The following is a 19,779-nucleotide window of genomic DNA, read 5'->3' as shown; positions in this document are numbered from 1 at the left end:
TTTGTTGATCACACCGGCGGGGTGCCGTTCTCGGCCAAAACCTCGCCGACGAGGTAGAGCGAGCCGCCGATCAGGATGCGGGGCGGGGTCTCTTCCTCGTCCCAGCTATCGCGCAGAAGCATCAGGGCATTGGCCACCGAGCTGATCGGCTCGGCCGAAAGACCGGCCTGCGCAGCGCGCACGGCAAGTTCGGCATTGGGCACGCCGGCGTCGCTCATATGGACTGGCACGGTGTAGACATGCCTTGCCATGCCTTCGAAGGCGCGGAAATAGCCGGTCTGGTCCTTGGTGCTGATCATGCCGGCGATCAGGAACAGCGGCCGTGCGAATTTTTCCTCGCGCTCGGCCAGCGCTTCGGCCACCACGACGCCGGCGCCGGGATTGTGGCCACCGTCGATCCAGATCTCGGCGCCTTTCGGCGCCAGCTCTGCAAGCTTGCCCTGCGGCAGCTTCTGCATCCGGCCCGGCCATTCGACATGCGTCATCGCGTGGTCGGCGGCGCGCTGGCCGATCTCGAAGCCGGCGGCACGCACGGCGGCGATGGCTGCGGCCGCATTGGCAAGCTGGTGGCGTCCGGCAAGGCGGGGCGGCGAGATGTCGAGCAGGCCGGTCTCGTCCTGGTAGATCATACGGCCGTTTTCCTCATAGGCGAGGAAATCCTGCCCGTAGACAGCCACCGGGCAGCCAAGCCGCTCGGCGGTGTCGATCAGCACCTGTTGGGCTGCCTCGGTCTCCTGCGCGCCGATCACCACCGGGCAGCCGCGTTTGACGATGCCGGCCTTCTCCGCCGCGATCAGCTCGACGCGGTCGCCGAGATAGGCTTCGTGATCCAGCGACACCGGCATGATCAGCGAAACGGCGGGCTCTTTGATGACATTGGTGGCGTCGAAACGGCCGCCGAGCCCGACTTCGATGATGGCGGCATCGGCGGGGTGTTCTGCAAACAGCAGGAAGCCGACGGCGGTGAGAATTTCGAAGACGGTGATGGTTTCGCCGCCATTGGCATCGGCGACGCGGCGGATGGCGTCGGCCAGCACGTCGTCCCCGACCAGCCGGCCGCCGCCTTTTGCGCCCAGCCGGTAGCGCTCATGCCAGTTGACGAGATGCGGCGAGGTGTGGACGTGGACGCGGTATCCTTCCGCCTCGAGCAGCGCGCGCGAAAACGCGGCCGCCGACCCCTTTCCGTTGGTGCCGGCAATGTGGATCGCCGGCGGCAGTTTGTCCTGCGGGTTGCCCAACCGGTCGAGCAGGCGCGAGACACGGTCGAGCGACAGGTCGAAACCCTTCGGGTGCAGCGCCATGAGGCGCTCGATTTCGCGGTCCGCGGCGAGCACAGTCATTGAGCAACTTTCCGGATCGGTTTTCCTACCCCCTCACCCGGCCTGCGCTTCGCTCGGCCACCCTTTCCCCGAGGGGAGAGGAAAGCGATGAACGCCGGCGCCAGTCTCTTCTCCCCAGCGAGGGTCCGAAGGACGGGTCGAGACCAGTGGCTCGACCCCGGGTGGTGGCCCGAAGGGCCGGATGAGGGGGCGTTAAGGGTCGTAAGCACGTTAACGGAGCTGTGAGTCACATCTGCGGGCGCGTTTCGGGTGTGGTGGCGGGCGCGGGCAGAGCGACGTCCATTGCCGGCCCTGCCTCCTCGACAGGCACCTTGAGCAAAATCTTCAACAGCCGCGCGATGGTCGCCTTCAGCTCGAGCCGGGAGACGACCATGTCGACCATGCCGTGCTCCATCAGATATTCGGAGCGCTGGAAACCTTCCGGCAGCTTCTCCCGGATCGTCTGCTCGATGACGCGCGGCCCGGCGAAACCGATCAGCGCGCCGGGCTCGGCAATGTGGACGTCGCCCAGCATCGCGTAGGAGGCGGTGACGCCGCCGGTAGTCGGGTTGGTCAGCACGACGATATAGGGCAGGCCGGCTTCCTTCAGGCGGTCGACGCCGACGGTGGTGCGCGGCAACTGCATCAGCGACAGGATGCCCTCCTGCATGCGCGCGCCGCCCGAGGCGGCGAACAAGATCAGCGGCCGCTTCTTTTCGATGGCGACCTCGAAGGCGCGCACGATGGCCTCGCCAGCCGCCATGCCGAGCGAGCCGCCCATGAAGGCGAAGTCCTGCACAGTCGCGACCACCGGCAGGCCGTCGATGGTGCCGACGCCGGAAAGCACGGCGTCTTCCATCGCTGTCTTGGTGCGCGCATCCTTGATGCGGTCGGCATAACGCTTTTCGTCACGGAATTTCAGCGGGTCGGCGACGACCTTGGGGTTCTCGACGCTGTCGTAGCGACCGTCGTCGAAGAAGAAGCGGAGCCGCTCCTTGGCCGAGATTTTCATGTGGTGGCCGGAGGCGGGGATGACGAACTGGTTCTGCTCCAGATCCTTGTGGAACACCATCTCGCCGCTCTCGGGATCCTTGATCCAGAGATTTTCCGGCATCTCGCGGCGGCCCAGCATGGAGTTGAGCTTGGGGCGGACGTAATTGGTGATCCAGTTCATGGCTTCGATCCCTCTTCTGGCTGGGGTGTGGGGGATTTATTGGGCAGGAGCAAGGCGCGCGGTGCGCACCCCTTGCGACAGACCGGTGACGAGGGTGGCGACCGCGTCTGCCGGATTGGCCGTCATCCTGCCCTGCGGGCCGATGACATTGGCAATGGCGTTGACGATGGCCGTGCCGACCACCACGCCGTCGGCATAGGCGCCGATGGAGCGGGCCTGCTCGGCCGTCTTGACGCCGAAGCCGACGCAGACCGGCAGGTCGGTGTGGCTCTTGATCCGCTTGACGGCGGCATCGACCTTGGTCGTGTCGGCCAGCGCCGAGCCGGTGATGCCCGTCATCGAGACGTAGTAGACGAAGCCCGAAGTGTTTTCGAGCACCTTGGGCAGGCGCTGGTCGTCGGTCGTCGGCGTTGCCAGGCGGATGAAATTGATGCCGGCCTTGACGGCGGGAATGCAGAGTTCCTCGTCCATCTCCGGCGGCAGGTCGACCACGATCAGCCCGTCGATGCCCGACGCCTTGGCGTCCGCAAGGAAGCGGTCGACGCCATAGATGTAGATCGGGTTGTAATAGCCCATCATGACGATCGGGGTCTCGTCGTCATGGACACGGAAATCCTGCGCCATCTTCAGTGTCTTGGCGAGCGTCTGGCCGTTTTTGAGCGCGCGCAGGCCGGCCGCCTGGATCGCCGGGCCGTCGGCCATGGGGTCTGAAAACGGCATGCCGAGCTCTATGATGTCGCTGCCGGCCTTGGGCAGCGCCTTCATGATGTCGAGCGACGTGTCATAGTCGGGGTCGCCGCCCATGAAATAGGTGATCAGCGCCGGCCGTCCCTCGGCCTTCAGCTTCGCCATGCGGCGGTCGATGCGGGTGGTCATTGTCAATCCAGTCCTTCGTCCGGAGCGGTCAGTCTTCCCGGGTTAGCGCGACCGTCCCAGACGCGCAATATCTCTATCTGCTCGCCCGCGATACGGTAAATGAGGGGAAACGGTGTTTTCGGGATCGAAAACTCCCTTTGCTCTGCATCTTCGACGACATGTCCTATCTGCGGATTGTCGGATATCAGCTCCAGCGCACGTCGCATTCGAGCTCGGGCTTTGCCGCGACCCTCCGGAAAGACGGAACGATAATCGCGAGAAAACCATCGGACGCTTTTGCTCGAGGACGGAAGGAAGACAACCTTCATCGACGCGGCGGCAGGTATATATCAGTTTCTGGAGCAGAGGCGTCGGGATCGTCATCCAAGCGTTCAAGCCAGGCCTCCATGGCCTCGCTGGATATGAACACGCCCTTGTCCGCTTCCTTGGCCGCTGCTGCGATGACATCGCGCTTGTGAGACTGCAGGTCGAGGAAGATTTTGATGGCGTGTTCCGCGATCTCGGATTCCGAAATTTTCAGCAGGCGCGCTTCACGCTTCAGCTCATCTTTCAGCTCAGACTTAACGTTTAACGAAAGCGGCGCCGCCCCCATGTCAATCTCCTGTAGTCCTCGCTCAGTTTGACATGGCGTGGAACGCGCTCAAACTCAGATCTCCATGCCCATCATCTTGGCGACGGTGTGCACGTCCTTGTCGCCACGGCCGGAGAGGTTGACGATCATGATCTGGTCCTTGCCCATGGTCGGTGCGACCTTGACGGCATGGGCGATGGCATGGGCGGATTCCAGCGCCGGGATGATGCCTTCGACCTTGGTTGTCAGCTGGAACGCGTCCAGCGCCTCGTCGTCGAGGATCGGCACATAGTCGACGCGGCCGGTATCGCGCAGCCAGCTGTGCTCGGGGCCGACGCCGGGATAGTCGAGCCCCGCCGAGATCGAATGGCCGTCCATGATCTGGCCGTCCGCGTTCTGCAACAGATAGGTGCGGTTGCCATGCAGAACGCCGGGCTTGCCGGCGCTCATCGAGGCGCAATGCTCAATGCCATCGAGGCCGTGACCGCCGGCCTCGATGCCGACGATCTTGACGTCCGTGTCGTCCAGGAAGGGGTGGAACAGGCCGATGGCGTTGGAGCCGCCGCCGACAGCCGCGACGATGACGTCGGGCAGGCGGCCTTCCTGTTCCAGAATCTGCTGGCGTGCCTCGATGCCGATCACCGACTGGAACTCGCGCACCAGTTCCGGATAGGGGTGTGGGCCTGCGGCCGTGCCGATCAGGTAATAGGTGTCCTCGACATTGGTCACCCAGTCGCGCAGCGCCTCGTTCATGGCGTCCTTCAGCGTGCCGTGGCCGGAACTGACGGCGGTGACTTCCGCGCCGAGCAGTTTCATGCGGAAGACGTTCGGCTTCTGCCGCTCGACGTCGGTGGCGCCCATATAGACGAAGCAGGGAAAGCCGAAGCGGGCGGCCACTGTGGCGGAGGCCACGCCATGTTGCCCCGCGCCCGTCTCGGCGATGATGCGCTTCTTGCCCATGCGCTTGGCGAGCAGGATCTGGCCGAGGCAGTTGTTGATCTTGTGGCTGCCGGTGTGGTTGAGGTCTTCGCGCTTGAAGTAAATCTTGGCGCCGCCGAGATGGTTGGTCAGGCCCTCCGCAAAATAGAGCTTGGAAGGTCGCCCGGCATAATGCGTCGACAGGTTCTGCAACTCGGCCTTGAAAGCCGGGTCGTTCTTGGCCTCGTCCCAGTGCTTCTGCAGATCGAGGATCAGCGGCATCAGGGTTTCGGCGACGAAACGTCCGCCGAAGATGCCGAACATGCCCTGCTCGTCGGGTCCGGTGCGGAAGGAATTGGGCGCTAACGGCTTGTTCACGGCCGATCTCCATCACTGTCGCGAGCAAGCCGTTGCGGGAGCGCAGGCTACGGAATGCTCAGGGGCCTTGGACCCTGGTCAGGCGGCGCGGTTGTCGCGCGCGGCTGCCACGGCCCGGAAGAATTGGTCTATCAGCGCCACGTCCTTGACGCCCGGAGCGCTTTCCACGCCCGAGGATATGTCGATGCCGGGCGCGTGGGTGAGGCTTAGGGCGTCGCCTATATTGGCGGCGTTCAACCCACCCGAAAGCATGTAATCGATATTTCCGTCAAGGGCCGCAAGCAGCCGCCAGTCGAAGGATACGCCGTTGCCGCCCGGAAGTTCCGAACCTTTCGGCGGCTTGGCGTCGAACAGGAAACGGTCGGCAACGCCCTTATAGGGTTCGATGCCGGCGAGATCGGCCGCCTCACGGATAGAAAACGCCTTCATCACCGGCAGGCTGTAGCGCGCCTTCACCTCGGCGACGCGTTCGGGCGTTTCCTTGCCATGCAGTTGCAGCATGTCCGGCCGCATGGCTTCCACGATGACGTCGAGTTCAGCATCGTCGGCGTCGACGGTGACCGCCACCGCCTGCGCGCGGCCATCAGCGAGCTTGCGCAACCGGCCGGCCTCCCGCACTTCCAAATGGCGCGGGCTTTTCGCGAAGAAGATGAAGCCGACATGGCTCGCACCGCCGTCAAGCGCCGCTTGCAGCGCCTCCTCGGTCTTCAGCCCGCAGATTTTGATGTCGAGTGCCATGGTCTGCGCAGTGCCACGAAATTGCAGCCAAGTCGAGGCGGCACACGGACGCCCTTGCCAAATCTGCCGGACGCCCAACACTCTCGACAATCCCACTGTCTGGCGTTAAGGCGGCCACGACATCCACCGTTCTCGAAAGGCTTGCCCGTGACCAACAGGACCCTCATCGCGCCTTCGGTTCTCGCTTCCGATTTTTCGAAGCTCGGCGACGAGGTCGCGGCCATCGACGCAGCCGGCGCCGACTGGATCCACCTCGACGTCATGGATGGGCATTTCGTCCCCAACATCACCTTCGGCGCCCCGGTCATCAAGGCGATCCGAAACCGCACCAAAAAGGTGTTCGACTGCCATCTGATGATAGCGCCCGCCGACCCCTATCTGGCGGCCTTCGCCGATGCCGGCTGCGATATCCTTACCGTGCATGCCGAGGCCGGACCGCATCTCGACCGCTCCCTGCAAACCATCAAGAATCTCGGCAAGAAAGCCGGCGTCTCGCTCAATCCCGGAACGCCGGAAAGTGTCATTGAATATGTGCTCGACAGGCTCGATCTCGTTCTGGTCATGACCGTCAATCCGGGGTTCGGCGGTCAGGCCTTCATTCCGGCGATGGTCGACAAGGTCAAGCGCATCAAGGCGCTGATCGGCAACCGGCCGATCGACCTCGAGATCGACGGCGGCGTGTCGCCCGAGACGGCGCCGCTGGTCGTCGCGGCCGGCGCCAATGTGCTGGTGGCGGGTGCGGCAGTGTTCAAGGGCGGCACGGTCGACGCCTATCGCGGCAACATTGCCGCGATCCGCGACGCAGCGGACGCGGATCGCCGCTGATGCGCGATTGCGGGGGCGTCGGATCCAGTTTCCGCGCGCTTCAGCTTTCGCCGCTTGTCTTGGCAGGTCTCACCGGCGAGGCACTGGCTCATGCGTCCGAACGGGGCCATGTGCTGTTGCTGCCGACCGGCTATTATATCGTCGGCGCTGTCCTCGCTGTTTTTGCAAGCTTTCTCGTGCTGGCGGTGTTGCCGCCTAAAACCATCGTCTCGGCCTGGTCCAGGCGGCTTTGTTTGGGGTCGGTGCCGGATTTTCGCGCTGTTACCAGCGTGCCGTCCTTCGTCGTCCTGGCGATCCTGCTCGCTGCCGGTATCTGGGGCGGCCGCGATCCGCTGGCCAACCCGCTGCCGCTGGTCGTCTGGACGCTGCTTTGGGTCGGCGTGACGCTGGTGCAGGGATCGGTGGGCGACCTCTGGTCATGGATCAACCCGTGGTACGGGCCGTATCGGTTGGTCATGCGCTGCGTGGGATTTGTTACCCATCGGCGCAAGCGCTCGACGTTGCCCCTCTCTGTCCTGCCAGGCGCCACAAGGCGAAATCTTCCAATCTATAGACATCTCGCTTACACCCCCGCCCTTGTCGGCTTCTTCGCCTTCGCCTGGTTCGAACTGATTTATCCGGCCCCGGACGATCCCTTTCGCTTGGCCCTCGTCGTTGCCGTCTACTGGGGGCTGAGTTTCGCTGGGATGCTGCTGTTCGGCTACAACAGCTGGAGCCGGCAGGGCGAGTTCCTGACCGCTTTCTTTTCCCTGATCGCGCGGTTTTCGATGCTGGACGGGCAGAAATCCGGCGGCCGCGTCCGGCTCACGCTGAATTGGCCCGGCGCCAAGCTGCTCGATGCCGCCCCTTTGCCGCTCAGCGGCACGCTGTTTCTCATCCTGGTGCTGTCTTCGGTGTCGTTCGACGGGTTGTCGAAGACCTTTCTTTGGCTGGGCTTTTTCGGCATCAACCCGCTGGAATACCCCGGCCGTTCGGCCCTTATATGGCTCAACAGCATCGGGCTGCTGACAACCTTTGCGGTCATGGCTGCGGTCACCCTGTCGGCGGTCGCGCTGGGTGAGCGGCTGGTCGCAAGCCGCCACGGCTTCCGCAAGGCCAGCGGCCTTCTGGTCTGGTCCTTCGTGCCGATTGCGCTGGCCTATCATGCGTCGCACTACGTCGCCTCGCTGCTGGTCAATGGCCAATATGCCGTGGTGGCGGTTTCCGACCCCTTTGCTCTGGGCTGGGACCTGTTCGGCACGGCCAACCATCACGTCGAGGCTGCTATCGTAGCCGGCGCCGGAGGGGCGCGGCTGATCTGGAATGTCCAAGTAGCGGCCATCGTCGGCGGGCATGTCCTGGCGGTGCTGGCCGCGCATGCCTTGGCGCACAGGCTGCACCCCGAACGCGGCGCGGCGATCCGCAGCCAGATTCCGCTGACCGTCCTGATGCTCGCCTATACAGCTCTGGGCCTGTGGCTGCTGTCCACGCCCACGGCGGGCTGACCGTGTAACCGATTACAGCGTTTGCGCCGCGATAAATGCCTTCCGCTTCCCTTGCGTTAGCCAAACTATTGCCCTAGGTGCGATGCACAAAGGCGATGCCGTAAAGCATTGGCATTTGACTTTGGGCCTGTTGGAATGAGGGAGGCATCGTGGCCGAAAACCAGAAATCGTCGAAACGCCTTGTGAGTCCGGTAAGCCGCCGCAGCGCGCTGAAAGGCCTTGCCGCGGGCGCAGGCCTGATCGCTGCGCCCGGCTTCGTGCGCTACAGCCAGGCGCAGAGCTCAGCCCCCATCAAGATCGGTTTCCAGGCCCACAAGACCGGCATCGGCGCAGCCTATGGCCGCTGGTACGAGCGCACCACGACCGCCGCCGTCAAGCTGATCAACGAGGCAGGCGGCATCAACGGACGTCCGGTCGAGATCGTCATCGAGGACGACGGCACCGATCCCAAGCGCGGTGCCGAAGTGGTGGCGAAGTTCGCCTCGCAGCACAAGACCGACGTGGTCTACGGCACGCTGTTCTCCCATGTCGTCACGGGCTCGGCGCCGACAGCCGGTGAGCTGAAAATCCCCTATTACGTGGTCAGCGAAGGCTATCACGTCGCCTCCGGCGCGCTGAACCGCTATGTCTTCCAGCCGGGCATCACCGATGTTCGGTCGCAGGTGACCTCGGTGGCCCCCTGGATTTCTTCGAACCTCGGCAAGAAGATCACGCTGATCTATCCGGATTATGCCTTCGGCTACGACCACCGCGATTATTTCGGCCCGGCGATCAAGGCGCAGGGCGGCGAGGTTATCGCCCAGATCGCCATTCCGCCGACGGAAAGCTCGTTTACCCGCTACCTGCCGCAGATTCCGGCCGAGACCGAGGTTATCTACCATGTCATGGTTGGGCCGGCCGTGCTGACCTTCGTCAAGGAACTCGGCGAGTTCTACGGTTCGGGCGGACCGCAACTGTTCGGCTTCATCGACTCGCTCGAAGCGGTCGACATGAAGAGCCCCGGTCTGGAATTCCTCGAAGGCAGCCATTTCTGGGAAGGCATGCCGCGGTACCTGCAGGACAATGCCAGCGATGCCGAGAAGGCCTATCGCACGGCGGTCGGCATCGATGAGAACGGCGCCTCGGTTCAGGACGCCAGGGATGTCTCCACCGCCGGCCACATGTTCGGCTGCTGGGAAACGCTCTACGTCATCAAGAAGGCGATGGAGGATGCGAACTATCAAGGCCCTGCCGACCGCGCTAGGCTTGTCGAGGCCACCGAAGCGCTGACGGACTTCAAGGACGGCGCCGAGCATCCGCAGGGCGACAAGGTGTTCAACGGCAAGATGCACCAGGTTTTCGGCCACCAGAACATCTCGAAGGTCGAGGGCGGCAAGCTCAAACTTGTCCATCGTACCTCGATCGAGGACGGGCTCTACGAGAACGACACCGACTACACCAAACAGGCGCTTTGACCTGACGGGAGGCGATAGCATATACTGACGGCGTATAGACGCTGTCAGTATATGCTGGAGATCGCGATGTCCAAGGAAGCCGTCTTCACGATGAAGCTGGAGCCAGAGCTGCGGGATGCCGTGCATCAACCTGGTGAAAAGAACAGCTGAGTCTCTCTTATAGTGCAACGATGCTTTCCCGGCCTTTGCATAGTGTGATTCACCGGCTGATAGAAAGCGGAATTCTGTATTGTTAGCAGTTTTTGAACCCCCACCCCTGACCCCTCCCCACAAGGGGGAGGGGAACAGTCGCGTCGCCGAGCCCATCCATTTTAGTCGGGCCGATGGCGAGGTGTCGAAGCTGAAAGATCCCCCTCCCTCTTGTGGGGAGGGGTCAGGGGTGGGGGTGAATCTGTGGGAGTTTCGCCGTATTCCCCCCGTCAGCATGGATGGCGAATAGTCCATGTCGTTCGGACCGCATCTTCTGCTTGCCGTTCTGGAGGGGCTGGTCACCTCTGCGGTGCTGGCGCTGACCGCGCTTGGGCTGTCGCTGGTGTTCGGCGTGATGCGGGTGGTCAATGTCGCCCATGGCGAGTTCTTCATGCTCGGCGCCGTGCTTGCCTGGGCGATTTCGTCGATGGTGCCCGGCCATCCCTCGCTCGGCTTTCTCATGGCATTGCTGCTCAGCCCGTTGATCGTCGGCTCGGTGGCGCTTCTGGCGGAGCGATTGGTGCTGCGCCGGCTCGATTACAATCCCGAGGCCACCATCGTCGCCACCATCGGCCTGCTCTACGTCATCCAGCAACTGGCGCTGACCTTCTACGGCCCGGAAGCGCGCGCGGTGCCGGCCCCGTTCAATTTTCGCCTGCAACTGCCGTGGTTCGGCTATTCCGGCTACAAGCTGTCGATCATCGCTGCGTCCGTCGTGCTGATGCTGGCGACATGGTTCGTGCTGACCCGAACCCGCATCGGGCTGGTGATGCGCGCCACGCAATATGACAGCGAGACCGCGCAAGCCTTCGGCATCCCCGTCGACAGGGTCTATGCCGGCGTCTTTGCGCTGGGCGCGATGCTGGCCGCGGTGGCGGCCGTGCTGATCGTGCCGATTCAGCAGGCGCATTACCTGATGGGGCTCGATCCGCTCCTGCTGTCCTTCATCGTCGTCATCATCGGCGGGCTCGGTTCGCTGCGCGGAACCGTTATCGCAGCCCTCATCATCGGCGTGTCCGACGGTGTGATCTCGGTGTTCTTCTCGCCGACGCTGGCCAAGATCATTGCCACCTCGGCGGTGGCCATGGTGCTGGTGTTCCGTCCGCAAGGCCTGTTCGGGACAACGCCGCGATGAAAAGCGACACCGGTTGCGGCAAAGCCATAGCACTGCATCTGGTCGTCATCGCGGGCCTGTTCGGACTCGGCTTTGTGCTGCCCGAATACCACCACGGCGTGCTGGCGCGGGTGATGGTGCTGGCGGTCTTTTCCATGGGCTACAATGTGCTGTTCGGTTATGCCGGCCTGCTCAGCCTGGGTCATGCCATGTTCTTCGCCGCCGGCCTCTATGGTGCCGGCCTGTCGATGATCCATCTCGGCTGGAGCGCACCCGCCGGTTTCGCCGCCGGCGTGATCGCCGGCGCCGTGCTGGCGCTGGGCGTCGGCGTGCTGGCGCTGCGCACCACCGGCGTCGCCTTCATGATCGTCACCATGATGTTCTCGCAGGTCTTCTACCTGCTGACGCTCTATTTCAGCGTCTGGACGCGCGGCGACGAGGGACTGGTGATCCCGCAGGCACGGCGAGGGCTCGACCTCGGCGCGATGCGGCTCGATTTTACCGATCCGATGACGCGTTACATGCTGGCGCTCGGTTTGTTCGCCATCGTGCTCCTGCTGACGCTCGGTGTCGCGCGATCGGGCTTCGGCCGCGTGCTGGTCGCCATCCGCGAGAATGAGGAGCGCACCAAGATGCTCGGCTACGACACATTTGCCAACAAGCTGTCAGCCGTCGTCGTATCGGGCACCTTCTGCGCGGCGGCGGGGGCGGCCTATGCGCTGCTGTTCGGCTATGTCGGCTCGACCTTCGCATCGGTGCAATATTCGATCTTTCCGCTGCTTTGGGTTCTCCTGGGCGGTGCTGCGACCACGCTGGGGCCGTTCCTTGGCACGCTGTTCATGTATTATGTCGTCGACATCGCCAGCGGCTACACTTCGGCCTACATGCTGATCGTCGGGCTGCTGCTGATCCTTTTGATCCTCTATTTCCCCAAAGGCGTGCTGGGCACGGTGCGCGAGCGCTGGCTGAGGTGGCTGCCATGACGCCGCTGCTCACCACGCATGGTCTGTCGCGCGATTTCGGCGGGTTGAAGGCGGTCGATTCCGTCGATTTCAGCCTGATGCCCGGTGAAATCCGCGCCATCATCGGCCCGAACGGCGCCGGCAAGACCACTTTCGTCAGCCTCGTCTGCGGCCGCATCCTGCCGTCTGCCGGCCGCATCGTCTTCGACGGCCGCGACATCACCGACATGCCGGCGCACAAGCGCGTCCGGCTCGGCATCGCCTACACCTTCCAGATTACCAGCGTGTTCGCCAGGCTGAGCGCCTATGACAATGTCGCGCTGGCGTTCCAGCGCGCGCAGTCCGGCCGAAGCGTCCATGACGGGGTGATGGAAGCGCTCGATCGCACCGGGCTCGCCGACCGCGCCAAGGAGACGGCGGGCGCCATGGCCTATGGCCATCAGCGTCTGTTGGAGGTGGCGATGGGACTGGCGCTGAAGCCGCGCCTGCTGATCCTCGATGAGCCGACGCAGGGGCTTTCCGATGGCGAGATCGCCGGGTTCATTGCGCTGGTGCGCGAGATAGGCCGCGACGCAACGGTGCTTTTGATCGAACACAACATGCATGTCGTGATGGAACTGGCACAGCGCATCACGGTGATGGAGGCCGGCCGCATTCTGGCCGAGGGCGCGCCGCAGGAGATACGCGACAATGTGGCCGTGCAGGAAGCCTATCTCGGCGGCACGGTGGAGGCGGCATCGTGAGCGCTGTTCTCACCCTCTCCGGGCTCGACTGCTTCTATGGCGAGGTTCAGGTGCTGCACGGCCTGTCGCTGGAGCTCAACAAGGGCGAGGTGCTGTGCCTGCTCGGCCGCAACGGCGCGGGCAAGTCCACGACGCTGAAGGCGATCATGGGGCTGGTGCCGGCGAAGGCAGGCTCGATCAGGCTCGGAGACCGCGAACTGACCGCCCTTGCGCCGCACGAGGTGCCCAAGGCCGGCGTCGCTTATGTGCCGCAGGGAAGGCGGCTCTTTGCCGAAATGACGGTGGCTGAAAATATCGAGATCGGCTTGATGGCGCGCGGCAAGGGTAAGCCCACGCGCGACCGCGTGCTCGACCTGTTTCCGGTTCTGCGGCAACGGCTCGGCCAGCGCTCCGGCACGCTGTCGGGCGGCGAACAGCAGATGCTCGCCATGGCGCGTGCTTTGTGCCTGGAGCCCGAGGTGCTGTTGCTGGACGAGCCGACCGAGGGGTTGATGCCGTCTATGATCGCGCGCATACGCGAGACCATTTCCAGTCTGCGTGGCGAAGGCGTTTCCACGCTTCTGGTCGAGCAGCGCCTGGAGGCTGTGCTGTCTGTCGCAGACCGCGTCTGTTTCATTGAGAACGGCCGTGCCCGCGAAACCGTCCGGGCCTCGAGCCTGCGCGACAACCCCGAGCTTGTCCGCCGCTATGTCGGCGTGGGCTGAGGGGCTGTATTGATGACTCCAGACCAATTCTGTTGCCGAATAGTCGCGGTCGCCCTGCGGAAAGTAACCATGTCGGGAATGCGCAATAAGAGGTAATTGACTTGTAGCCGGCATCGCCCTTAACGTTTTGTTAAGAACCGAAATAAAAGGGGTTGGCTGGGACATGTCTACCGCACCAGGGATGCGGAGTAGGCGCAGGTTTGCCGTGTCGCTTTCCGCGATCGCTGCATCGGCGCTGTTTTCCGGAAGCGCGTTCGCGTCCGAGCCGATGTCGACGGGTGGACTGACATCTCAGCCGATCGGTCACTACGATTTTTGCCGCGCCTATCCCAACGAGTGCTCCATTCGCAACCGGGGCATCAAGCCGGCCGCGATGAGCGGCGATCTCTGGCGCAACATCGTGGCGGTCAACGCCACGGTCAACGCCTCGATCAAGCCGATGAACGATATCGACATCTATGGCAAGGACGAGGTTTGGGCCTATCCGGATGCCGGCGTCGGCGATTGCGAGGACTACGTTCTCGAAAAGCGCCGCCAGTTGAGCCAGCAGGGCATTTCCATCGCCAACCTTCTGATCACGGTCGTCCGCAAGCCCGACGGCGAGGGCCATGCGGTGTTGACCGTGCGCACCAACAAGGGCGATTTCGTGCTCGACAATCTGACCGATGCGGTCAAGCAGTGGGACGAGACCGGCTATCGTTTTCTCAAGCGGCAGTCGAACGAGAACACCGGCCGCTGGGTCTCGATCCGCGAAGACCAGAACATGCTGGTCGGCTCGGTCAAATAGCGCAAACGGGCAGTACGTTTGAACTGCCCGGTGCAGCCGGATTTAAAGCGTGAAACTCTCGCCGAGATACAGCCGGCGAACATCGGGATTGGCGACAACCTCTTCCGCCTTGCCATGCGTCAGCACCTGGCCGGCATGGATGATGTAGGCCCGGTCGATGAGGCCGAGCGTCTCGCGCACATTGTGGTCGGTGATCAACACGCCGATGCCGCGCTGGGTCAGGTGGCGCACCAGTTGCTGGATGTCGGCCACCGCAATTGGATCGATACCGGCAAAAGGCTCGTCCAACAGCATGTAGTTCGGCTTGCTGGCGAGCGCACGGGCGATTTCCAGCCTGCGCCGTTCACCGCCCGACAGGGAGATGGACGGAGATTTGCGGAGATGGCTGATGTGGAACTCCTCGAGAAGCCCGTCGAGCGATTTTTCGCGCTCCTTGCGGCTCTTCTCGACCACTTCGAGGATGGCGCGGATGTTCTGCTCGACCGTCAGTCCGCGAAAAATCGACGCTTCCTGCGGCAGATAGCCGATGCCGAGCCGCGCCCGGCGATACATCGGCATGCCGGTAACGTCGAAACCGTCGATTTCGATGGTTCCCTGGTCGACCGGCACAAGCCCCGTCACCATGTAAAAGCAGGTCGTCTTGCCGGCGCCGTTAGGTCCCAGCAGGCCGACCGCTTCGCCGGCGCGCACGCCCAGCGTCACGCCGCTGACGACCTGGCGGCCGCGATAACTTTTGGTCAACCCCTTGGCAATCAACGTCCCTTTGAACTTGGACGTATCGACTTGGATGACGGTGGGTGCGGCCAACGTGTCGCGCGAGCGGCCGAGGCGCGTTTTCGTCGCTTCCTTCATCAGTTGCTGTTCTGCGAGCCCGGCGTGAGCGACATCATCACCCGGCCCGGGCCGGGCTGGTTGCCCTTCTTGCAGCCTTCGACCTCGGCGAGCCCGGTGCCCATCTGAACCGTCAGCTTGCAGCCGACGAGCACGTTGGGGCCTTCGGACAGCACGACTTCGTTGCCGGAAAGGACGAGCACTTCGCTCTTCATGTCGAAGGTGCCGCGGTCGCCGGTCGCCGTCTGGGTTTCCGACTTCACGAACACCTTGTCGTCGATTTCGATGCGCTCGATGTTGGACGAGCCAGTGGCGGCCGAACCGCCGTCATTGGCGTAGTGGACCGTCATCTTGCCGGCCTTCATCGCCGTCTTGCCCTGAACCACGTTCACGTTTCCCGTGAAAATGGCGATGTTGTCGTTCTGCCGAACCTCGAGCTTGTCGCTTTCGATCTGGATCGGCAGATTTCCGGAGAGTTTCAGCCCCGACATGCGGCTTGCGCCATCGGTCTGGGCGAAAGCCGGTGCGAGCCCCGAGAGCGCGGCGCCTGAAAGCACCGCCGAGATGAGCATAAGCCTGATTGGCCGCATTAAAGGTCCCCGTTATCCTGCCGCATGGTCTGATAGCGCTGCGGTTCGATTGTCACCCGCACCTTATTCTCAAACACAAAAACCTTACCGTTCTGCAACACATTCATCGAGTCCGAATTGATCGTCGATCCGTCGAGCTTGATCTGAACCGGTTCCGATGTCGTCATCTCGCCCTCGCCCATATTGAGGAAGGCGGATTGGAACAGCGCCACGATGCCGTCGGTGGTGGTGAGCGTGATGGCCTGCGAAAGGTTGAGCGTGTTCTTGTCGCGGTCGAACACGCCGCGCTGCGCTTCGACCTTGGCCATGTTGTCCTTGTCGAGCGGCAGCGAGGCGTCGATGCCTTCGAGCTCGACGACGCCCTGGTTGGACGCGTCCTGCACGGCGCGCCGCGCCGTCATCGAATAGGGCTGGTTGTCCTTGGTGTAGCCGTCCAGCTTGGGGTTGGCCATCACCAGCTTGCCGTCGGAAAAGGCGGTGTCGTCCGATTTGATCTCGATGGCCGAGGGGGCCGCCATGTAGGACTTGCCGAGGAAGGCCGCCGCGATAGCAATCGCCGCCACCGGCAGCGCAAATTTGAGGACACGCACCAGATGCGAATGGCGGCGGGCCTTGTCGAACGCGGCTTCCCGCGACGATGCGGGCGCAATGCCCGTCCCGCTGCTGGCCACGGCACCTCCTGCCACTTCGATGGGGCGAACCGTCATCGGCGCCTTTCCTGTCCTCGTAATGAAGGGGAAGTCGTTGTCCCCATGAAATCAAATCGATCTAAGAAGGGTGAAAGTCGCAAAAATAAGGCTTGAACGACCGAGAACTCAATTTGCCCTTGGGTCGACAATCATTAAAGAATCTTTTCCGCCGAGATCAAGCATCAACCTTCGTCGCATAGGGTTACTTTTCGATGAAGCGGAAGTTTTTGCCGCGGGGGCGGCGCTTTTGGGCGGCGCCGAAAGCAGTGGCCCTGCGCTGCGACTTGTTCTAAAACCCCCATTCGAAAGACGCGCGAAGGAGAATGCGCAGCTATGGCTTCAACCGCCGACGACCTGATCGACCGCCGCCGCTTGCGGCGCAAAGTCACCTTTTGGCGCGCTGCGGCGTTGGTTGTGGCCGGCGTGGGCATCGTCGCTGCCGTCGGCTTTCTGTCGCGCGGCAGCTTCGGCCAGGCCACGCCGCACATTGCCAAGGTGAAGATCGAGGGTACGATCACCGAGGATGAGGATCTGTTGGCTCGCCTTGAGGACATGCGCGAATCCGCCGCAGTCAAAGGCGTCATCCTGTCCATCGATTCGCCGGGCGGAACCACCGCCGGCGGCGAGGCGATCTTCGATGCGGTGCGCAAACTCGCCGCCGAAAAGCCTGTCGTCGCCCAGGTCGGCACGCTTGCAGCCTCGGCGGGCTACATGATCGCCAGCGCTTCCGACCATATTGTTGCGCGGCAGTCCTCCATCGTCGGCTCCATCGGCGTTCTGGTTCAGTTCCCCAACTTCACCGGCCTGATGGAAAAGCTCGGCATCACGCTGGAAGAGATCAAGTCTTCGCCGCTGAAGGCCGAGCCTTCGCCGTTCAATCCGACCACCGAGCCGGAACGCGAAATGGTGCGCAAACTGATCATGGACAGCTACGACTGGTTCGTCGGGCTCGTCGTCGAGCGCCGGCCGCTGTCGCGCGCCGAGGTCGAGGTGCTGGCCGATGGGTCGATCTTCTCGGGACGTCAGGCACTCGCCAACAAGCTGATCGACGAACTCGGCGGCGAGGACGAAGCGGTAAAGTGGCTCGGCACCAAAGGCGTGGACGCCGAACTGGACGTGGTCGAGTGGAAGCCTAAGGACAGCGGCAGTTTCTTTTTGCCGACTTCCGCGGCCCAGCTTTTCGGGTTTCAGGACAGCACGGTGGATCTGATCAAGAAGCTTGGCGGCGAACGCTTGTTCCTTGACGGCCTGCTGTCGGTCTGGCAACCTGAAAAGACCATGCTCGGCGACTGAAAATCCAATAAAATCATCCGCATGTTCTTCTCAATGTCTCATCGGCGGGATTGCGCTCATGATAAAATCTGAACTCGTGCAAATCATCGCGACGCGCAACCCGCATCTGTTCCTCCGCGATGTGGAGAACATCGTGAATGCGGTGTTTGACGAGATTACCGATGCGCTCGCCGACGGCAACCGGGTCGAACTGCGTGGCTTCGGCGCGTTTTCGGTGAAGAACCGCCCCGCGCGCACCGGCCGCAACCCTCGCACCGGAGAATCGGTGGAGGTCGAGGAGAAGTGGGTCCCCTTCTTCAAGACCGGCAAGGAACTGCGCGAACGTCTGAACGTGGACGAATAGGACCGCCGGTCGCCCGGTTTTGCCGGCGCGCCGCGGCTGAAAAGGTAGAATGCTGAACCGTCTCACCCTCATCATCGTTTTCCTGCCGCTGGCGATCATCCTGATCGCGCTGGCAGTGGCAAACCGTGCCTCCGTGGCTTTCACGCTGGATCCGTTCAACCCAGGTAATCCGGCCCTGACCCTGACGCTACCGCTGTTCGTGATGCTGTTCCTGGCTATCGGGCTCGGCATGATCGTCGGCAGCGTCGCCACCTGGCTGCGGCAAGGGCGCTATCGCAAGCTGGCCCGCCAGCGCGGCATCGAGGCCGAAGGGTTGCGCCAGGCTGTCACGACCCAGCCCCCTGCCCAACAGCCGGGCACCGCGATCAGCCGGCTCTGATCCCTAAAAAACAGAAGCGAGGCGACCATGCTGACCCTATCCGCGGCGCAGGTGGACGGCGCGCTGTCCTTTCCGGGCTTGGTCGATGCGCTGGAAACAGCCTTTCGCGAGGGTGCCGTCCAGCCGGTTCGCCACCATCACGGCGTCGAGAGGGCGCAAGGCGCCGATTCGACGCTGCTGCTGATGCCGGCCTGGACCGACTTCAAGGCACCGAATGCGTTGGCCGAGGGGTTCATAGGTGTCAAGATCGTCACCGTCTCGCCCGACAACAACGCCATCGGCAAGCCGGCCGTGGTCGGCGTCTACCTGCTGTTGAACGGCATCACCGGCGAGCCTCTGGCGCTGATCGATGGCCCCCGCCTGACGCAATGGCGGACCGCCTGCGCCTCGGCGCTCGCCGCCCGCTATCTTGCCCGCAAGGACGCCTCGAAGCTTTTGATGATCGGCGCCGGCGCCCAGGCCTCATTCCTTGTCCGGGCTCATGCGGCGGTGCGGACGATCCAAGAGGTCCGGATCTGGAACCGTACCCACGCCAATGCGGAGAAACTGGCCGGGGAACTGCGGGCTGAAGGTTTCTCCGTCGAGGCGACGCAAGACCTCGACAGCGCTCTCGGCTGGGCCGACATCGTCTCGGCGGCGACCATATCGGCCACGCCCCTGGTGCGCGGCGACCTGCTGAAGCCGGGCACGCATGTCGATCTCGTCGGAGGCTTCACGCCGCTGCTGCGCGAGGCGGATGACGCCACGATCACGCGCGCGCGCATTTTCGTCGACACCCATGCCGGCGCCACCAAGGAGGCTGGCGACATCGTCCAGCCGCTTGAAGCCGGAATCATTCACAAGGGCGATGTACTGGCCGACCTGCACGAACTGACGCGCGGCGAGAAACAAGGGCGCGAAAGCGACGCGGAGATCACGTTGTTCAAGTCCGTCGGTGCGGCGCTCGAGGATCTGGCTGCGGGAATAATGGTTTACAAGGTGCTTGCCGCCACCTCCTGAAGTTTCGCGCCCATCGTCTCTGCGATCAGCCGGAAATCATGTTCCGAAAGGGCGATGAGGCCGAAACGCAGCTGATAGCCCCAGTTGGGTTTGCCGACGGACAGGTCGAGCCGGTCGAGCAGCGGGCGGATCGAAATCTCCTCGGCCTCGAACCACGCGACGTCGCGGCGGAACGGCGTGAAGCCGCTGCCCATGAAGCCCTGATAGGGCTCGCCGGGACGGACGAAACCGATCGCCGTCAGCGCCGAGAGGCCGTCCTTCTGGCGATAGACGGTCGAGGACGAATAATAGACCACGCCGTCGCCGGGCCTGACTTTGGCCAGCGGTCCGCGTTTGCCATGGTTGACCTGCATGAATCCTGCCTTGCGGCCGATCCTGACGTGATCGGCCGAGGCGACCGCTAGCCAATAGCTGGGCAT

At 63.2% G+C, this 19,779-nt stretch carries 23 protein-coding genes; 12 read left to right on the top strand and 11 right to left on the bottom strand.

The features are described from left to right. Positions 1 to 8: 8 nt before the first annotated feature. From ICI42_RS03535 to ICI42_RS03505, 7 genes are all read right to left on the bottom strand, one after another. Positions 9 to 1,340, bottom strand: a complete 1,332-nt coding sequence (locus ICI42_RS03535) for a bifunctional folylpolyglutamate synthase/dihydrofolate synthase (protein WP_188163129.1) — start codon at positions 1,338 to 1,340, stop codon at positions 9 to 11. A gap of 226 nt (positions 1,341 to 1,566) precedes the next feature. After that, positions 1,567 to 2,493 (bottom strand): acetyl-CoA carboxylase, carboxyltransferase subunit beta, encoded by a 927-nt coding sequence (gene accD / locus ICI42_RS03530; protein ID WP_188163128.1) that lies wholly within the window; start codon positions 2,491 to 2,493, stop codon positions 1,567 to 1,569. Between the two features lie 36 nt (positions 2,494 to 2,529). Continuing rightward, a complete protein-coding gene (gene trpA, locus ICI42_RS03525) occupies positions 2,530 to 3,369 on the bottom strand; it encodes a tryptophan synthase subunit alpha (protein ID WP_188163127.1) in 840 nt (279 codons plus the stop codon). Positions 3,370 to 3,371: 2 nt separating this feature from the next. Further along, entirely contained in the window at positions 3,372 to 3,677 is a 306-nt protein-coding gene (locus tag ICI42_RS03520) for a type II toxin-antitoxin system RelE/ParE family toxin (protein ID WP_269140747.1), read from the bottom strand. Then, positions 3,674 to 3,961, bottom strand: a complete 288-nt coding sequence (locus tag ICI42_RS03515; RefSeq protein ID WP_188163125.1) for a hypothetical protein — start codon at positions 3,959 to 3,961, stop codon at positions 3,674 to 3,676. The genes ICI42_RS03520 and ICI42_RS03515 overlap by 4 nt, the downstream gene beginning before the upstream one ends. Positions 3,962 to 4,015: 54 nt before the next feature. Then, entirely contained in the window at positions 4,016 to 5,236 is a 1,221-nt protein-coding gene (gene trpB / locus ICI42_RS03510) for a tryptophan synthase subunit beta (RefSeq protein ID WP_188163124.1), read from the bottom strand. A gap of 78 nt (positions 5,237 to 5,314) precedes the next feature. After that, a complete protein-coding gene (locus ICI42_RS03505; RefSeq protein WP_188163123.1) occupies positions 5,315 to 5,974 on the bottom strand; it encodes a phosphoribosylanthranilate isomerase in 660 nt (219 codons plus the stop codon). A 147-nt stretch (positions 5,975 to 6,121) separates the two neighbouring features. Between ICI42_RS03505 and rpe the strand changes: the two genes are divergently transcribed. The 8 genes from rpe to ICI42_RS03465 all read left to right on the top strand — a co-directional run bounded on the left by rpe (position 6,122) and on the right by ICI42_RS03465 (position 14,236). Next, positions 6,122 to 6,799, top strand: coding sequence for a ribulose-phosphate 3-epimerase (rpe, locus tag ICI42_RS03500; RefSeq protein WP_188163122.1), 678 nt, complete (start codon positions 6,122 to 6,124; stop codon positions 6,797 to 6,799). Further along, a complete protein-coding gene (locus tag ICI42_RS03495) occupies positions 6,799 to 8,283 on the top strand; it encodes a hypothetical protein (RefSeq protein WP_230980137.1) in 1,485 nt (494 codons plus the stop codon). Before rpe ends, ICI42_RS03495 begins: the two co-directional genes overlap by 1 nt. 149 nt (positions 8,284 to 8,432) lie before the next feature. After that, a complete protein-coding gene (locus ICI42_RS03490) occupies positions 8,433 to 9,737 on the top strand; it encodes an ABC transporter substrate-binding protein (RefSeq protein ID WP_188163121.1) in 1,305 nt (434 codons plus the stop codon). A 442-nt stretch (positions 9,738 to 10,179) separates the two neighbouring features. Beyond that, positions 10,180 to 11,061 carry a branched-chain amino acid ABC transporter permease gene (locus tag ICI42_RS03485; protein ID WP_188163120.1) on the top strand — a complete coding sequence of 294 codons (882 nt, stop codon included), beginning with the start codon at positions 10,180 to 10,182 and terminating at the stop codon, positions 11,059 to 11,061. Beyond that, positions 11,058 to 12,023 carry a branched-chain amino acid ABC transporter permease gene (locus ICI42_RS03480; protein WP_188163119.1) on the top strand — a complete coding sequence of 322 codons (966 nt, stop codon included), beginning with the start codon at positions 11,058 to 11,060 and terminating at the stop codon, positions 12,021 to 12,023. Before ICI42_RS03485 ends, ICI42_RS03480 begins: the two co-directional genes overlap by 4 nt. Next, positions 12,020 to 12,745, top strand: coding sequence for an ABC transporter ATP-binding protein (locus tag ICI42_RS03475; RefSeq protein WP_188163118.1), 726 nt, complete (start codon positions 12,020 to 12,022; stop codon positions 12,743 to 12,745). Before ICI42_RS03480 ends, ICI42_RS03475 begins: the two co-directional genes overlap by 4 nt. Continuing rightward, positions 12,742 to 13,449 (top strand): ABC transporter ATP-binding protein, encoded by a 708-nt coding sequence (locus ICI42_RS03470; RefSeq protein ID WP_188163117.1) that lies wholly within the window; start codon positions 12,742 to 12,744, stop codon positions 13,447 to 13,449. Before ICI42_RS03475 ends, ICI42_RS03470 begins: the two co-directional genes overlap by 4 nt. Positions 13,450 to 13,630: 181 nt before the next feature. Then, complete coding sequence (locus tag ICI42_RS03465; RefSeq protein ID WP_407945135.1) at positions 13,631 to 14,236, top strand: transglutaminase-like cysteine peptidase; 606 nt, start codon at positions 13,631 to 13,633, stop codon at positions 14,234 to 14,236. Between the two features lie 42 nt (positions 14,237 to 14,278). Here ICI42_RS03465 and lptB read toward each other — a convergent pair whose 3' ends face one another. From lptB to lptC, 3 genes are read right to left on the bottom strand one after another with little or no spacing between them, the layout of a single operon-like run. Next, positions 14,279 to 15,088 (bottom strand): LPS export ABC transporter ATP-binding protein, encoded by an 810-nt coding sequence (gene lptB, locus ICI42_RS03460; RefSeq protein WP_188163115.1) that lies wholly within the window; start codon positions 15,086 to 15,088, stop codon positions 14,279 to 14,281. Further along, complete coding sequence (locus tag ICI42_RS03455; protein ID WP_230980136.1) at positions 15,088 to 15,657, bottom strand: LptA/OstA family protein; 570 nt, start codon at positions 15,655 to 15,657, stop codon at positions 15,088 to 15,090. The genes lptB and ICI42_RS03455 overlap by 1 nt, the downstream gene beginning before the upstream one ends. After that, entirely contained in the window at positions 15,657 to 16,364 is a 708-nt protein-coding gene (lptC, locus tag ICI42_RS03450) for an LPS export ABC transporter periplasmic protein LptC (RefSeq protein WP_188163114.1), read from the bottom strand. The genes ICI42_RS03455 and lptC overlap by 1 nt, the downstream gene beginning before the upstream one ends. Before the next feature lie 315 nt (positions 16,365 to 16,679). On the opposite strand from lptC, the gene sppA reads away from it, so the two are divergent. From sppA to lhpI, 4 genes are read left to right on the top strand one after another with little or no spacing between them, the layout of a single operon-like run. Then, positions 16,680 to 17,639 (top strand): signal peptide peptidase SppA, encoded by a 960-nt coding sequence (gene sppA / locus ICI42_RS03445; RefSeq protein ID WP_188163113.1) that lies wholly within the window; start codon positions 16,680 to 16,682, stop codon positions 17,637 to 17,639. A gap of 58 nt (positions 17,640 to 17,697) precedes the next feature. Then, positions 17,698 to 17,982 carry an integration host factor subunit beta gene (locus ICI42_RS03440; RefSeq protein ID WP_188163112.1) on the top strand — a complete coding sequence of 95 codons (285 nt, stop codon included), beginning with the start codon at positions 17,698 to 17,700 and terminating at the stop codon, positions 17,980 to 17,982. Between the two features lie 49 nt (positions 17,983 to 18,031). Further along, positions 18,032 to 18,361, top strand: a complete 330-nt coding sequence (locus tag ICI42_RS03435; RefSeq protein ID WP_188163111.1) for a DUF1049 domain-containing protein — start codon at positions 18,032 to 18,034, stop codon at positions 18,359 to 18,361. A gap of 27 nt (positions 18,362 to 18,388) precedes the next feature. Beyond that, the gene (gene lhpI / locus ICI42_RS03430; protein WP_188163110.1) at positions 18,389 to 19,360 is read left to right on the top strand and encodes a bifunctional Delta(1)-pyrroline-2-carboxylate/Delta(1)-piperideine-2-carboxylate reductase; all 972 of its coding nucleotides are present in this window, start codon (positions 18,389 to 18,391) and stop codon (positions 19,358 to 19,360) included. On the opposite strand, the gene ICI42_RS03425 is transcribed toward lhpI, so the two are convergent. Beyond that, a complete protein-coding gene (locus tag ICI42_RS03425) occupies positions 19,333 to 19,779 on the bottom strand; it encodes an EVE domain-containing protein (protein WP_188163109.1) in 447 nt (148 codons plus the stop codon). The genes lhpI and ICI42_RS03425 overlap by 28 nt on opposite strands.

Origin of the sequence: Oryzicola mucosus, assembly GCF_014534685.1 — a bacterium.
GTDB classification, from domain to species: domain Bacteria; phylum Pseudomonadota; class Alphaproteobacteria; order Rhizobiales; family Rhizobiaceae; genus Oryzicola; species Oryzicola mucosus.
Note: the sequence above shows the minus strand (reverse complement) of the source record. Positions and strands in the feature narration are given on the sequence as shown.